The organism is Kocuria salsicia, assembly GCF_039532055.1.
Taxonomy (GTDB): domain Bacteria; phylum Actinomycetota; class Actinomycetes; order Actinomycetales; family Micrococcaceae; genus Kocuria; species Kocuria salsicia.
Map to the genome: position 1 here is coordinate 745,348 of NZ_BAAARF010000003.1, position 13,629 is coordinate 758,976.

Genomic DNA, 13,629 nt, shown 5'->3' on the forward strand with positions numbered 1-13,629 from the left:
ACGGTGGCGGGCAGGAGCTGGGACGAGTCGGACGTCCGCGTCAGGGCCAACAAGCGGGGCTCGCGTCCCCGCACCAAGCAGCGCCCGGCGCACGACGACGCCGTGATCGCACGTGTCGTCGCCGTCGACCGCGGCCGGTACACGTGCGTGGTGGACGAGGACGGCCCGACCCCGCGCACCGTGCTGTGCGTCCGGGCCAAGGAGCTGCGGCGTCAGCCCATCGTGCCCGGGGACCGTGTGGGAGTGGTCGGAGACGTCTCCGGGGAGGCTGACACCCTGGCCAGGATCGTGCGGATCGAGCCCCGTTCCACGGTGCTGCGACGCAGCGCGGACGACACCGACCCGGTGGAGCGGGTGATCGTGGCCAACGCGGACCGTCTGGTGCTCGTCCTCGCCGCCGCCTCCCCCACGCCTCGCACCGGATTCGTGGACCGCGGGCTCGTGGCCGCCTGGGACGCCGGCATCACCCCCGTCGTGTGCATGACCAAGACGGACCTCCAGGATCCCGCGGAGTTCCTCGAGCACTTCGAGGACCTCGACGTCCTCACGGTGACCACGCAGCGCGCCACGGAACGCGGTCAGCGCCCCGAGGCCGGTCTGCACGACACCTCGCTGGAGGTCTCCCCCGAGTCCCTCGACAGGCTGCGCGCCGTCCTGGACGGGCACGTGAGCGTGTTCTTGGGGCCCTCCGGCGTGGGGAAGTCCACGCTCGTCAACGCGCTCACCGGTTCTCAGCGCGCCACCGGCGGCGTCAACGACGTCACCGGCCGCGGGCGGCACACGTCCTCCTCCGCGCTGGCCCTGACCGTCCCGGGCACCCGCCCCGGCACGTGGGTGGTGGACACCCCCGGCATCCGCTCGCTCGGACTCGCGCACGTGGCGGAGGAGGACCTCCTCAACGCGTTCACGGATCTGGTCCCCGCCACCGCGGACTGCCCCCGCGGGTGCCTGCACACGGAGGACTCCCCCGGCTGCGCGCTCGATGCGTGGGTGCACCGGCCGGAGGCCTCACCCGCCGCCCCCGGAAGGCTCGAGTCCCTGCGGCGCCTGCTGGCGGCGTCGCGCGGGGAGACACAGCGGGGCGACAGCGAAAAGCGGCTCGGACAAGCGATAACGTAGGGACATGCGAGCACCCAGCAACCACACGGACGACCTGCGCCTGGCCCACATCCTGGCGGACTCCGTGGACGGCCTGACCATGAAGCGCTTCAAGTCCCAGGACCTCACGGTGGAGACCAAACCGGATCTCACGCCCGTGACGGACGCGGACCGGGAGGCGGAGCAGATCATCCGCTCGCAGCTGGGACGCATCCGCAACCGTGACGCCGTGATCGGCGAGGAGTTCGGCACCACGGGCTCCGGAGGCCGGCAGTGGGTCGTGGATCCGATCGACGGCACCAAGAACTACGTCCGCGGCGTGCCCGTGTGGGCCACGCTCATCGGCCTCGTGGAGGACGGCGAGGTGGTGCTGGGCGTGGTCTCCGCACCCGCCCTGAACCGCCGCTGGTGGGCAGCCAAGGGCTCCGGCGCGTTCACCGGCCGCTCCCTCTCCCAGGCCCAGCGCCTGCACGTGTCCTCGGTGTCCACGCTCCAGGACGCCTCCCTGTCCTACTCCTCGCTCGGCGGCTGGCGGGACCTCGGCGTGCGCGACCGCTTCCTGGATCTCACGGACACCGTGTGGCGCACCCGTGCCTACGGTGACTTCTGGTCCTACTGCCTCGTGGCGGAGGGCGCGGTGGACATCGCGTGCGAACCCGAGCTGAACCTCTACGACATGGCCGCGCTCGTGCCGATCGTGACCGAGGCCGGCGGGCGGTTCACGTCCCTCGCCGGGGAGGACGGCCCCTTCGGGGGCAACGCCCTGGCCACGAACGGCCTCCTGCACGACGCCGCTCTGGACGCCCTCGGCACCCGCGAGTCCTGAGCCGGGAGCGGCCGCCCTCACGCTCCGGTCGATTCCCGCACGCGCCCCGGAGCGCGTGCGTCACAGCCAGGCACGAACGGGCAGGCGCGAAGGGCATGGCGAGAAGAACCCGGACACGGAGAGCCGGGTACGAAGACCCGGACACGACGACGCCCGGCACCGCTGCGAACAGCTGTGCCGGGCGTCGTCGTACCGGGAGCAACGGCGTGGACCGTGACCGGCCCCGCCAGGGACCCCGTCAGGAGTCGATCGAGGTGCTCAAGTTCTCGTTGATGCACTGCTCCATCTGGGCCTGGTCCTGCTGCTGGGCGTACTGCATGCAGTCACCCATGGAGCCCATGACCCACACGAAGATGGCGGCCATGAACGCCCCGCCGATCAGCGCGAGGGCCGAGAGCACGATGCCCACGATGGCCAGGGCCGGGGAGTCACGGCGGGACTTGCGGATCTTGACCAGGCCGATGATGCCCAGCACCAGGCCCACCAGGCCCAGCAGGCCGCCGAGTCCGAAGAACCAGAAGGTCAGGATGCCGAGGATTCCCAGCACGAGGGACGCGATCGCCAGGCCCTTGCCTGGCACCGGGCCCTGCTGGTAGCCGTTGTAGCCCTGTCCGTAGGACTGCTGCGAGTAGTCGTTCTGGTAGTGCGTGGGGTACCCGCCGCCGGTCTGGTTCCCGTAGCTCTGGCCCGAGTAGTCCTGCTCGCCCGTGCCGGACTGGACGCCGTAGCCCTCGTTGCCGTACCCCTGGTTGCCGTATCCCTGCTGGGTGCTGTGCTCGCCGTAGCCGTTCTGCGAGTAGCCCTGCTGGGGCCCGGCGGGCTCGCCGTAGCCGCCCCGGTAGCTGGAGCGGTCCGCACCCTGGTGGCCGGCGTCCCCGTACTGACCGGTTGTGGCGTGGTCCCCGTACTGGCCGTACTCGGGCTGGGCCTGCCCCGGGGTCTGGGGGCGGTTCTCGGAGTACTGCCCGTACCGGGGCTGCTCGCGGTCGGAGGCCGACGAGGAGCCGGACTGCTCGGAGGGACGTTCGCTCATGGAGGCGCCTGCCTTTCGGTGGTGGTGGTCCGTTGCGGACTCCAGTCTTTCACACGGGGCTCTGCGCCCGCGGGTTCGCTGCACGCATGCAGCGGGGCGGGCGCACGAAAAAAGCCTGGGTCGCGAGGTCGTGTTCACGACGTCGCGGCCCAGGCCGTTCCAGTGGAGATGGGGGGAATTGAACCCCCGTCCGATGCAGCTTTGTCAGGGCTTCTCCGGGTGCAGTGTGCTTGCAGGTTTCTCAGTCCCGGCCATCTCGCACACGAGTGGCCGCCGGACTCAGTCACGTAGAAGTCCTCTGGACGTCCGTGACGTACGTCCAGAGCAGTGACCTTCTAGCTGATGTCAGATTCCAGGTCGAAGGTGTACCTGGGCTGACAGACTGCTGTCGCTACTTACGCAGCGAGAGCGAAGTCAGTGCGCTTGGATTTGGCACTTATATTTTTACAGAGAGCGTTTACGAGATAACTCTGTGTCCTCGACCCGCTTCCCCTGTCTCAACTCACATCGTCGAAACCGATCATCCCCGTATTCATTTTTCAATGAGCACCACGTGCGCCCGGTACCAGTACCGGAGAACCTCGTGGACACACAAGAATACGCCCGCCCCTGACCACACGTCAACAGGCCGCCCGGATCGGACGGGGGAAGGTGTCCCGTGCGGCCCTTGCCCGCTCGCCCACCGTGGCCTACCGTGTGGTCATGTCCCGATGAGCCATTCGACCTCCCCGCGCCCGTGGCCGCTGCCCGGCGGGGATCCCGGCTATCCGAGGACACCCATGGCTCATCCCCCGCATTCCCCTAATACGGCCGCGCACATCCGCGTTTCCGGCGTCTCCGCCTCCTTCGGCTCCCACCGGGTGCTCACGGACATCAGCTTCTCCGTGGCTGTGGGTGACCCCACGGGTCTGATCGGAGGGAACGGTTCCGGCAAAAGCACCCTGCTGCGCATCATGGCGGGCCTGGGCGAGCCCGACGCCGGTGAGGTCCTCACCGTCGGACCCGGCGATCCGCTGCGCGTGGGCCTGCTGCACCAAGTACCCCCCCCCTTCGCGCCGCACGACACCGTGGCCCGGGCCGTGGAGTCGGCGGTGCGGACCGTGCGGCACGCAGCATCCGCCGTCGACCGCACAGCTGACGCTCTCGCCCGCGCCCAGGAGGACGAGGGTGCCGCCACCGCGTACGCCGCCGCCCTGGACACTGCCGAACGGATCGGCGCGTGGGACCTGGACACCCGCATCGACGTCACCCTGGACGGGCTCGGCCTGGGAGGCGTGAATCGCGACCGGCCCACGCGTGCCCTGTCCGGCGGACAGCGCCCACAACTGTCCCTGGCCTGGCTGCTGGTCTCCACCCCGGACGTGCTGCTGCTCGACGAACCCACGAACCACCTGGACGACGCCGCCACGGACTTCCTGCGCGAGGCCCTGCGGTCGTGGCACGGACCGGTGCTGCTGGCGAGCCACGACCGCGCATTTCTGGACACCGCCGTAACCTCGCTCGTGGACCTGGACCCCGCACCCCGACCGCATGCCGTCACCTCGGATCTGGTGGGTGACGGCACCGGGACGGGCATCGGCGTGACCCGCTTCGGCGGCACCTATTCCCAGTACGTGCTTGCCCGCATGGATGCCCGCGAGCGCTGGGAACGCACGTACCGGGACGAGCAGGCGCAGCTGAAGGAGTTGCGGGCCGCGGTCAGGGAGCAGCAGAGCGTGGGCCACGCGAACTGGACCCCACGCTCCGAGACACGGATGGCCGCGAAGTTCTACGCGGACCGCAACGCGACCGTGATCTCGCGCCGGGTCAACGACACCCGCACGCGCCTCGCCACGCTCGAGGAGGAGCAGGTGCGCAAGCCACCCCGGGAGCTGTTCTTCCAGGGACTCACCGCGGGTTTGTCCGGATCGGAAGCCGCACTGCACCGCACGGGTCCGGTACTGACCGCCTCCGCGGCCGAGGTCGCGGGACGGATGGCACCCGCGTCCCTGACCGTGAGCGCGGGTGAGTCGTGGCTCATCACGGGTCCCAATGGCGTGGGCAAATCCACCCTGCTGAGCCTGTTCGCCCGGCGACTGGAACCCACGAGCGGTTCCGTGCACGTCGCACCCGGCGTACGCGTGGGGTTACTGGATCCGGACGCCACACTGCCCGGCGCCGACCCGGAGCGCACGGCGGCCCACATCTACCATGAGCGCGTGGGAGAGGATCGCGCGGAGACCGTTCCTCTCGGGACGTTCGGTCTGCTGGCCGGGCGGGACGAGAACCGTCGGCTCGGCGAGCTCAGCGTGGGTCAGCGGCGTCGGCTCGCCCTGGCGGTGCTGCTCGCGGACCCGCCGCACGTGTTGTTGCTGGACGAGCCCACCAACCACTTCTCACTCGTGCTCGCCACGCAGCTCGAGGCGGCGGTGCCGAACTACCCGGGGACCGTGGTCGTGGCCTCCCACGACCGCTGGTTGCGCAGGAACTGGACCGGCCGGCACCTCGCACTGGAGGTACCGGCCGGGACGCCGTGAGTCGAAGGGCTCAGCCGCGCATGTTGCGGTAGCGCATGGCGCGCTGGGCCTCGCGGTTGTCCTGCTTCTCGCGCAGGGTCTGGCGCTTGTCGTACTCGCGCTTGCCGCGCGCCACCGCGATCTCCACCTTCACGCGCTTGCCGTGCACGAAGTACAGGGACAGCGGGATGATGGTGTAACCGGCTTCGCGCGTCTTGCCCGCGATCTTGTCCAGCTCGGAGCGGTGCAACAGCAGCTTGCGCCGCCGCCGCGCGGAGTGGTTCGTCCACGAGCCCTGCAGGTACTCAGGGATGTGGGCGTGCTCGAGCCACAGCTCACCGCGGTTGTCGAACTGGCAGAACGCGTCCACCAGGGACGCCCGCCCCATGCGCAGCGACTTCACCTCCGTGCCCATGAGCGCCAGACCGGCCTCATAGGTGTCGTAGATGTTGTAGTCGTGGCGCGCCTTCTTGTTGTTGGCCACGATCTGGCGGCCGTCATCAGCGTTCTTCTTGGCCATCGGCCTGTTCTTTCCTCCCTGCTCCCCCGGTCCCCGTGCACGCTACGGCCCCCACCCTCGGGGACCGACGACGCCGCGCGGCCGGTGAGAGTCTCTCAGCTCTCGTCGTCGCGGCGCGCGCCTGCACGCCAGCGAATGCCTTCGTCGATGAAAGAGTCGATCCCGCCGTCGAACACGGAACTGGGATTGCCCTCTTCGTAGTTGGTGCGCAGGTCCTTGACCATCTGGTAGGGGTTCAGCACGTACGAGCGCATCTGGTCGCCCCAGGACGCCTTCACGTCCCCCGCCATCTCCTTCTTCTTGGCGTCCGCCTCCTCCTGGCGCTGCAGGAGCAGACGGGACTGCAGCACGCGCAGCGCGGCCGCACGGTTCTGGATCTGCGACTTCTCGTTCTGCATCGACACCACGATCCCCGTGGGGATGTGGGTCATGCGCACGGCGGAGTCGGTGGTGTTCACGGACTGCCCACCGGGGCCGGACGAGCGGAACACGTCCACCTTCAGCTCGGTCTCGGGGATCTCCACGGTGTCGTCCGACTCGATGAGCGGGATGACCTCCACCGCGGCGAACGAGGTCTGGCGCCGCCCCTGGTTGTCGAACGGGGAGATGCGCACCAGACGGTGGGTGCCGGCCTCCACGGACAACGTGCCGAACGCGTACGGGGCCTTGACCTCGAACGTGGCGGACTTCAGCCCGGCCTCCTCCGCGTAGGAGGTGTCCAGCACCTTGGTGGGGTAGCCGTGGCGCTCGGCCCAGCGCAGGTACATGCGCATCAGAATCTCCGCGAAGTCGGCGGCGTCCACGCCGCCGGCACCGGAGCGGATGGTGACCACGGCCTCGCGCTCGTCGTACTCGCCGGCCAGCAGGGTCTGGATCTCCAGCTCGGACAGCGCCTTGCGGATGGACTCAAGCTCCACGGCCGAGGCGTCCCGGGTCTCCTGGTCGTCCTCGTCCTCCGCGAGCTCCACCATGACCTCGAGGTCGTCGATGCGCCCGTGGATCTTGTTCAGCCGGTCCACCTTGCTCTGCGCGTGGGAGAGCTGGGACGTGACCTTCTGGGCCTCCTCCGGGTTGTCCCAGAGGTCCGGGGCCGCCGCCTGCTCCGAGAGGTCCGCGATCTGCGTCTTCATGGACTCGACGTCGCTGACCGCCGCCACGGAGTCGTAGGTGGCGCGGAGGGCACGGATTTCTGCAGCGTAGTCAATGGAGGCCATGGCAGACCACTTTACGTCATGGCCCGCGGACCCCGGGAGCCGGTAGGCTCGGATCCACCCCGCCTGCTCACCGAGGAGACCGTCGATGGAACGTCCTGCAGTGCTCGCACTCGTCCTGGCGGGAGGCAAGGGCTCCCGTCTGGGCGCACTCACGGAGCACACCGTCAAACCTGCCCTCTCGGTGGGCGGCACGTACCGCCTCATCGACATCTCGCTGTCCAACCTGGTGCACTCGCACATCACGGACGTGTGGCTGGTGCAGCAGTACCTGCCCCACGACCTCAACTTCTACATGGCCGGTGGCCGCCCCTGGGACCTGGACCGCTCCCACGGCGGGCTGCACGTGCTGCCTCCCTACGAGGGGGCGGACGGGGAGGGCTTCGCCACGGGCAACTCGGACTCCATCTTCCGGCAGGCCGCGGTCATCCGGGAGGCGGCCCCGGACCTCGTGCTGGTGCTCTCCGCGGACCACCTCTACACCGTGGACTTCAGGGACGTCGTCGACACCCATCTGGGCCGGCGCGCTGACCTCACGATGGTCACCACCGAGGTCACGGAGGACCCCTCCCGCTACAGCGTGGTCCAGACCTCCGAGTCCGGGGAGGTCACGGGCTTCGAGTACAAGCCCGAGGCACCCTCGGGGCATCTGGTGGCCGGGGAGATGTTCCTCTTCACCACGGACGTGCTGCTGGACTCGCTCGAGACGCTGCACGATCGGCTGGGCCAGCTCGGCGACTACGGCGAGGACCTCATCCCCCACGTCCTGGAGCACCACAGGGTGGTGGAGCACCGCCACAGCGGGTACTGGATGGACCTGGGCACCGTCCAGTCCTTCTGGACCGCCCAGCAGCAGCTGCTCGACGGCGACGGCGCGGTCCTGGACGACCCCTCCTGGCCCGTCTGGAGCGGACAGCTCCCTCTGCTCCCCGCATTCGTCGACGACGACGCCGCGGTCATCCGTTCCCTGGTGGCTCCCGGCTCGCACGTGGCCGGTACGGTGGATCACTCGGTGCTCGGGCAGAACGTGACGGTGGAGCACGGTGCGGTGGTACGCAACTGTGTGCTGCTGGACGGTGTGCACGTGGGCTCCGGCGTGGAGCTGGTGAACGTGGTCGCGGACACCGGAGCACACGTGAGCGGCGGCTCCCGGCGCGGATCCTCCCAGCACGTGACGGTGATCGACCGATCCGGTGCCGTCGCGGACCGTGAGCCGTTCGACACCTCCGCCGCACTGCCCCGGAACTGGGAACAGTACTGACAAGTCCTCCCAGTCCTCTCACCCGAAAGGCCTCTGCCATGCGACGTCCATCCCGCGCCACTCTCGGTCCCGCGCTGCGGCGGGAGCTGTTCCGCACGGTGCGCCACCAGGCCGTCCGCCGCGCGGGCGGTGTGCTCCCCCTGATCGGGCTGTACCGCCGCTACGGTGCATTACGCCAGGTGGCGCGAAACCTCCGGAGTCGCTGACCACGCCCGCTGCCCTGTCCAGCGCCAGCAGTGCGGCCGGAATGCGGGTGAGCACGCCGAGGATCAGCGCAATGCCGCCGACCAGTTCGACGGTGATCGCGAAGGCCGCGGACGCGGTGGACGCGCGGACGCCTATGCCCTCGAAGCTCTGTGCGGTGCCGGAGAAGCGCCACTCCGGGACATCTTGCCAGCCATGCATCAGAAACGTGTTGCCCAGGACCACGCGCAGCACGAGCAGGCCCGGGGCCACCGCGTGGTAGTGCCAGATGCGGCGCACGGGGCGCTCGGCGGGGGCCGAGGTGGCGGACGCGGGACGGGTTTCGGCACCGTGTCACACGGCGTCATGCCTCAGCGACGCATCACGGCCCGGGCATCCCCGGTGGCGCTGATGGGCACACCGGCGGGCACGACGACGTTGACCACAGGCGGGTGGACCACAGCAGTCAGCGAGACCTGAGCCGTCGTCCCGTCCGTGGAGCCGGTGGGCCCGCCCACCGCCAGGCCGCTCACGTCGTGGAACGCGCCGACGGTTCCGAGGTAGCTCGTGGCGGCCCCGGAGACGCCCTCGTCCGTGAGGATGGGCGTGGGCGGACCCGAGCCGGAGCGGTCGACGTCGGTGAAGGTGTCCGCCGCCGCACCCGCCGCGCGGTCCGCGAGAGACTGCAGCTGCCGCTGGCCCACGTACACGCTCGTGATCGCGAGGACAGTGACCACCAGCAGCAGCGAGACGAGGGCGAAGCCGATCAGCACGATGGTGGTCTGGCCCGCGTCCGGGTCCTCGTCAGGTTCCGCCGCCCATCGCGAGCGCAGCAGCGTGAACGGACCGGAACGCCCGCGCCCCGCCGTCGTCAGCACCGGCCTCACGAGTACCGCCCCGCGATCACGGAGACGTCCGCCGACAGGTTCGCGACCGTGGCCGTCGCGAATCCGGGCATGCCCGGCAGGCCCACGCGGATGCTCGCGTGGACGCGCGCCACCGCACCCGGGGAGGCGCACGTGCCGTCCGAGCAGTCCACCGTGACCGTGAGGTCCTGCGGGGCGAAGCCGTGGTCCTGCGCGGCCACGGCGGCGACGTCGTGGATGCCCGTGCGGTCCACGTCCTTCGCCTCCAGCACGGAGATCGCCTGACCCGCCTGCTCGGCCGCGGCGACCACCGCGAAGGACGCCGCCTGCACCCGGGCGACGGTGGCCACCAGGTAGATGACGGGGATGAGCAGCAGCAGGCCGAGCCCGATGAACTCCACGATGGCGCTGCCCCGGTCCGGGTCGTCGTCCACGAGCGGTTCCTGCCTCGCCTCAGGAGTCCATGTCCACCGCATGGCCGCTCACCTCCAGTCCCTCGGGAGGGCCGAGGCTTGCGAGCACCGGCAGCGGGGCGACGACGTGGATCTCCACCGCGGGCAGCGCACCCACGCTGGTCCGGGACACCGAGATCTCCTGCGCGTAGCGCTCCCCCACGGTGTCCGCGATGATCCCGCGGGTGCGCTCGGCGCCGTCAGCGTCGGTGCGGTCCGCGAGGCTCGCGTACCGGGCACCCGTCGCGGCGGCGTCGATCAGGGTGTTGCGCACGTGCAGGGCAAATCCCACCTGGAGGATGATCCCGAACAGGATGCTCGCGAGCGCCAGCACCATGACGTACTCCGCCACGGCGCTGCCCTCGTCCACGGCCAGCGCTCCCCCCGTGCCCGCGCGGCGGGGCGCGAGAGGCTCAGAGACCGGAGACCCTGTTGATGGCATCCTGGAACAGCCCCTCCAGCGCCGGGCGTGCGATCAGCAGCAGCCCCGCCACGAGCACGGCGGACATCAGGGTGAGCATGACCCAGCCGGGCACGTCTCCCCGGTCGGCGTCGTCCTCCCCGGCTTGCAGCCGCGCGGGCACCGCCGTGGTGAGTAGCCAGCCCAGCAGGGCGAGCGGACGGATCAGGTGCTTCATGGGTTTCTCCTTCGTGGAAGTGGGGCGGGGACTGCGGTTCAGAACCCCAGGTTGAGGACCGCAAGGCCCGGGAAGACCGCGAACGCCACGCTCAAGGGCAAGATGAAGAACACGACGGGCACGAGCATGGCGATCTCCTTCTTGCCCGCGATCTCCATCAGGACGCGCTTGTCGTGGTCGCGGACGTCCTGGGCCTGAGCGCGCAGCACGTCCGCGAGCGGAGTGCCCCGCTCGATGGCCACCACGATGCCGTCCACGAAGCGTCCGAGGGCAACCACGTCCGTGCGGGCCGAGAAGTCCTGCAGCGCCGTCGTGAGCCCCGCGCCAGCCCGGGTCTGGGCGAGGACGGCCCGGAACTCTCCCGCGAGCTCCCCCTCCGCCACGCGGCAGACCCTCTCGAGCGCACCCACGGTGCTCTCCCCAGCACCCACCGCGAGCGCCATGAGCTCCGCCACGGCGGGGAACTCGGCAAGCATCCGTTTCTCCCTGCCGCGGATGCTGCGGGTGAGCAGGTCGTTGCGCAGCCACACGCCCACCCCGGCACCCAGCACGGCCCCGACGGCGAGGATCGCGACGTTCACGTCCTCCCGCAGCACCAGGGCGACACCGAGGGCGCAGCCAGCCACGGCGCCCGCCACCGCGCAGAGCACCTGCTCGGCCCGGTAGTCCATGACGTCCTTGCGGCAGCCGCCCCGCACGAGCCGGCGGGTCAGGACGTCCGCGTTGGAGAACAGGGGCGCGGCACGCCGCAGGAGCCATTCCATGGCCGCGCCCCCGACCGCACCGGCCAGCGCCGTGCCGCGGGTCTGCCGGGAGGACCACGCGGGATCGCTCAAGCCGTTCGCCAGCTCGGCGGCGCGCAGCTGGGGTGCGATGCGCTCCGCGAAGCCCGGCGCGCCCACCGCCCGGGTGGCGACCAGCACGAGCCACAGCCCCAGGGCCAGAACCGCACCGAGCAGGGCGGAGACCACGGTGGCGTTCATCGCAGCACCCGCCGTTCGGTGGGCAGCGCGCCGAGGCGCAGCATCAGCTGGTAGGCCAGCACGGACACGGCGAGGCCACCCAGGAGGACGGCGGCACCGGCAGCGGTGTTGTACGCCTGGACCGCGGCGGGTTGGGTGGCCATCAGCGCGAGGATGAGCCACGGGGCGGCCACGGAGAGCCGGGCGGCGTTGACGGTCCAGGACTGACGGGCCACGAGCTCGCTGCGGGTGCGCTCGTTCTCGCGCAGGAACTCCGAAAGCGTCCCCAGCAGCCGGCCGAGATCCGTGCCGCCCACCTCGCGGGTGACCCGCAGGGCCTCCACAATGTTGTCCGCCACAGGATCGGCCAGGCGCTGCTTGAGCATCGTGAGCGATCCGTGCAGCTGACCACTCGCACGGTAGTCGGCGGCGAACCGCGCGAAGGCTGGCCGCAGCGGTTCCGGGCCGCGGTACTGCAGCTGCATGAGCGCCTCCGGCAGCCCCATGCCCGCCCGGATCGCCGAGCGCAGGTGGTCCACGACGTCCGGCCACACCTCACGGAACACGGCGGTGCGACGACGGGCGCGGCGGCGCACGAACCAGAGCGGAGTGCACAGGGACACCAGGAAGACACAGAGCCCGAAGACTGCGGCGGAGGTCAGCGCCAGCACCAGGACGCCCGCGACCAACGCGAGCAGGACGCTGAGACCCGCGAACGCGGCGAGCGAGACCCCGGGAAGGTCCGCCTGGACCATCAGGGTGCGGAACGTGCCCGTGCGCGCGTGTCGGGTGCGCGGGGCAGGCCGCCGGGTCCAGAAGGACCACCACACCAGGAAGACTCCCGTGCCGAGCAGGGCTCCGAGCAGCGCGCTCACCGGGGGGCCCGTCCCGCACGCCCGCTCGACGCGTCACCTCGTGGACCAGTGCCGTTGCCGCGCGGGCCGGAACTGCCCCGGCGTGGACCGGCGCCGTTGCGGCGTGCGCCGGAAGCTGAGCCGCCCGCGCTGCTCACTGCCGCGACGTCCCCGGCCGAGGACCCTTCCCCCGTCTCGTGAAGTGATCCGCCGAGAGTCCACACCGGCTCCGAAGTGCCCTCGTCCCCGGGGCCCGGGGCGGCGTCGTCGTGGAGGAGAACCGCCGGCGAGTACCCGGCGCGCACGAACTTGTGCGCCGCGGGCACCTCGGAGGCGACCGCTCGCAGGATGCCGTCCCGCAGCTGGAAGACGGGGTAGGTCTCGATCACCCCGTTCTCCACCCGGTTGCCGACTCCCAGGATTTCGGCCACGCAGCGGTGCCCGTCCGGGGCACGGTGGCAGTGGACCACCATGTCGAAGCACGAGGCCACGGTGGGCACCACGAACGCGCTGCTGATGTTCTCGCCCGCGAGCAGCGGCAGGGTGCAGATCTTGGTGACGGCGTCCCGTGCCGAGTTCGCGTGGATCGAGCACATCCCTGGCAGACCCGCGTTCAGCGCGATCAGCATGTCGAGGCTCTCGGCCTCCCGGACCTCGCCCACCACCAGGCGGTCCGGGCGCATCCGCAGCGCCTCCTTCACCAGCCGCCGCAGCGGGATCTCGCCGGTCCCCTCCAGGTTGGCCTGCCGGCACTGCATGCCGACGACGTCGCGCAGCGCCACCTTGAGCTCGAAGACCTCCTCCACGGTGATCACCCGCTCCCGCGGGCCGATGGCCGCGCACAGACAGTTGAGCATGGTGGTCTTCCCCGCCTGCGTGGCCCCCGAGACCAGGACGTTCAGGCCGGAGTCCACCGCCGCGTGCAGAAACTCCGCCGCCTGGACGGCCATCGAGCCGAGTGTCACGAGGTCCTGCAGCCGACGTGCCCGGGCCACGAACTTGCGGATGTTCACCGCCCAGTGGGTCCGGGTGACGTCCGGGATGACCACGTGCAGGCGGGAGCCGTCCGGCAGGGACGCGTCCACGAACGGGGAGCTGAGGTCCAGGCGCCGGCCGGAGGACTTCAGCATCCGCTCCACGAGGGTGCGCACCTGGGGCTCACTCAGCACGAGACTCGTCAGCTCGGACTCCCCGCCGCGTGCCACGTACACCTCGGCCGGTGTCAAGACT

The 13,629-nt window shown here is 70.5% G+C and carries 14 protein-coding genes, 1 other RNA gene and 1 pseudogene; 4 read left to right on the plus strand and 12 right to left on the minus strand.

Features of this window, described 5'->3' with window-relative positions; translation table 11 throughout:
* Positions 1–3: 3 nt before the first annotated feature.
* Entirely contained in the window at positions 4–1,119 is a 1,116-nt protein-coding gene (gene rsgA, locus ABD264_RS03280; RefSeq protein ID WP_144942164.1) for a ribosome small subunit-dependent GTPase A, read from the plus strand.
* Positions 1,120–1,123: 4 nt separating this feature from the next.
* On the plus strand, positions 1,124–1,924 hold the full coding sequence (gene hisN / locus ABD264_RS03285; protein WP_144942162.1) for a histidinol-phosphatase: 801 nt from the start codon (positions 1,124–1,126) through the stop codon (positions 1,922–1,924).
* Positions 1,925–2,162: 238 nt separating this feature from the next.
* Here hisN and ABD264_RS03290 read toward each other — a convergent pair whose 3' ends face one another.
* Entirely contained in the window at positions 2,163–2,957 is a 795-nt protein-coding gene (locus tag ABD264_RS03290; protein ID WP_344204176.1) for a DUF4190 domain-containing protein, read from the minus strand.
* A gap of 160 nt (positions 2,958–3,117) precedes the next feature.
* Positions 3,118–3,485: a transfer-messenger RNA gene (gene ssrA / locus ABD264_RS03295) on the minus strand.
* Positions 3,486–3,736: 251 nt separating this feature from the next.
* Between ssrA and ABD264_RS03300 the strand changes: the two genes are divergently transcribed.
* The gene (locus ABD264_RS03300; protein WP_344204179.1) at positions 3,737–5,473 is read left to right on the plus strand and encodes an ABC-F family ATP-binding cassette domain-containing protein; all 1,737 of its coding nucleotides are present in this window, start codon (positions 3,737–3,739) and stop codon (positions 5,471–5,473) included.
* A 10-nt stretch (positions 5,474–5,483) separates the two neighbouring features.
* Here the strand turns inward: ABD264_RS03300 and smpB are convergent, their stop codons facing one another.
* Both smpB and prfB read right to left on the minus strand, forming a co-directional pair.
* Positions 5,484–5,972, minus strand: a complete 489-nt coding sequence (gene smpB / locus ABD264_RS03305; protein ID WP_055085472.1) for an SsrA-binding protein SmpB — start codon at positions 5,970–5,972, stop codon at positions 5,484–5,486.
* A 95-nt stretch (positions 5,973–6,067) separates the two neighbouring features.
* A complete protein-coding gene (prfB, locus tag ABD264_RS03310; RefSeq protein WP_055085474.1) occupies positions 6,068–7,186 on the minus strand; it encodes a peptide chain release factor 2 in 1,119 nt (372 codons plus the stop codon).
* Between the two features lie 85 nt (positions 7,187–7,271).
* Here prfB and ABD264_RS03315 point away from each other — a divergent pair, with 85 nt between their 5' ends.
* The gene (locus ABD264_RS03315) at positions 7,272–8,444 is read left to right on the plus strand and encodes a glucose-1-phosphate adenylyltransferase family protein (protein WP_303104920.1); all 1,173 of its coding nucleotides are present in this window, start codon (positions 7,272–7,274) and stop codon (positions 8,442–8,444) included.
* Positions 8,445–8,462: 18 nt separating this feature from the next.
* Here the strand turns inward: ABD264_RS03315 and ABD264_RS03320 are convergent, their stop codons facing one another.
* The 8 genes and pseudogenes from ABD264_RS03320 to ABD264_RS03355 all read right to left on the minus strand — a co-directional run.
* Positions 8,463–8,927 carry a DoxX family protein gene (locus tag ABD264_RS03320; RefSeq protein ID WP_144942154.1) on the minus strand — a complete coding sequence of 155 codons (465 nt, stop codon included), beginning with the start codon at positions 8,925–8,927 and terminating at the stop codon, positions 8,463–8,465.
* A gap of 71 nt (positions 8,928–8,998) precedes the next feature.
* Positions 8,999–9,514, minus strand: a complete 516-nt coding sequence (locus ABD264_RS03325; protein WP_244944686.1) for a pilus assembly protein TadG-related protein — start codon at positions 9,512–9,514, stop codon at positions 8,999–9,001.
* Positions 9,511–9,969, minus strand: a complete 459-nt coding sequence (locus ABD264_RS03330; RefSeq protein ID WP_344204188.1) for a hypothetical protein — start codon at positions 9,967–9,969, stop codon at positions 9,511–9,513. Before ABD264_RS03330 ends, ABD264_RS03325 begins: the two co-directional genes overlap by 4 nt.
* Complete coding sequence (locus ABD264_RS03335) at positions 9,947–10,315, minus strand: TadE family protein (RefSeq protein WP_244944688.1); 369 nt, start codon at positions 10,313–10,315, stop codon at positions 9,947–9,949. Before ABD264_RS03335 ends, ABD264_RS03330 begins: the two co-directional genes overlap by 23 nt.
* Positions 10,316–10,358: 43 nt before the next feature.
* Entirely contained in the window at positions 10,359–10,583 is a 225-nt protein-coding gene (locus tag ABD264_RS03340; RefSeq protein ID WP_144942152.1) for a hypothetical protein, read from the minus strand.
* A gap of 38 nt (positions 10,584–10,621) precedes the next feature.
* Entirely contained in the window at positions 10,622–11,566 is a 945-nt protein-coding gene (locus ABD264_RS03345; RefSeq protein ID WP_303104928.1) for a type II secretion system F family protein, read from the minus strand.
* Positions 11,563–12,420 (minus strand): type II secretion system F family protein, encoded by an 858-nt coding sequence (locus ABD264_RS03350; RefSeq protein WP_303104930.1) that lies wholly within the window; start codon positions 12,418–12,420, stop codon positions 11,563–11,565. The genes ABD264_RS03345 and ABD264_RS03350 overlap by 4 nt, the downstream gene beginning before the upstream one ends.
* Positions 12,417–13,619, minus strand: a pseudogene (locus tag ABD264_RS03355) (TadA family conjugal transfer-associated ATPase); the annotation flags it as partial. The gene ABD264_RS03350 and the pseudogene ABD264_RS03355, both read right to left, overlap by 4 nt.
* Positions 13,620–13,629: the final 10 nt, after the last annotated feature.

Bases quoted from the DNA above. Each gene is read 5' to 3' on its own strand.
- ABD264_RS03330 (WP_344204188.1), bottom strand. From the start codon at position 9,969: ATGCGGTGGACATGGACTCCTGAGGCGAGGCAGGAACCGCTCGTGGAC.
- ABD264_RS03340 (WP_144942152.1), bottom strand. From the start codon at position 10,583: ATGAAGCACCTGATCCGTCCGCTCGCCCTGCTGGGCTGGCTACTCACC.
- ABD264_RS03290 (WP_344204176.1), bottom strand. From the start codon at position 2,957: ATGAGCGAACGTCCCTCCGAGCAGTCCGGCTCCTCGTCGGCCTCCGAC.
- hisN (WP_144942162.1), top strand. From the start codon at position 1,124: ATGCGAGCACCCAGCAACCACACGGACGACCTGCGCCTGGCCCACATC.
- ABD264_RS03315 (WP_303104920.1), top strand. From the start codon at position 7,272: ATGGAACGTCCTGCAGTGCTCGCACTCGTCCTGGCGGGAGGCAAGGGC.
- prfB (WP_055085474.1), bottom strand. From the start codon at position 7,186: ATGGCCTCCATTGACTACGCTGCAGAAATCCGTGCCCTCCGCGCCACC.
- ABD264_RS03300 (WP_344204179.1), top strand. From the start codon at position 3,737: ATGGCTCATCCCCCGCATTCCCCTAATACGGCCGCGCACATCCGCGTT.
- smpB (WP_055085472.1), bottom strand. From the start codon at position 5,972: ATGGCCAAGAAGAACGCTGATGACGGCCGCCAGATCGTGGCCAACAAC.
- ABD264_RS03345 (WP_303104928.1), bottom strand. From the start codon at position 11,566: ATGAACGCCACCGTGGTCTCCGCCCTGCTCGGTGCGGTTCTGGCCCTG.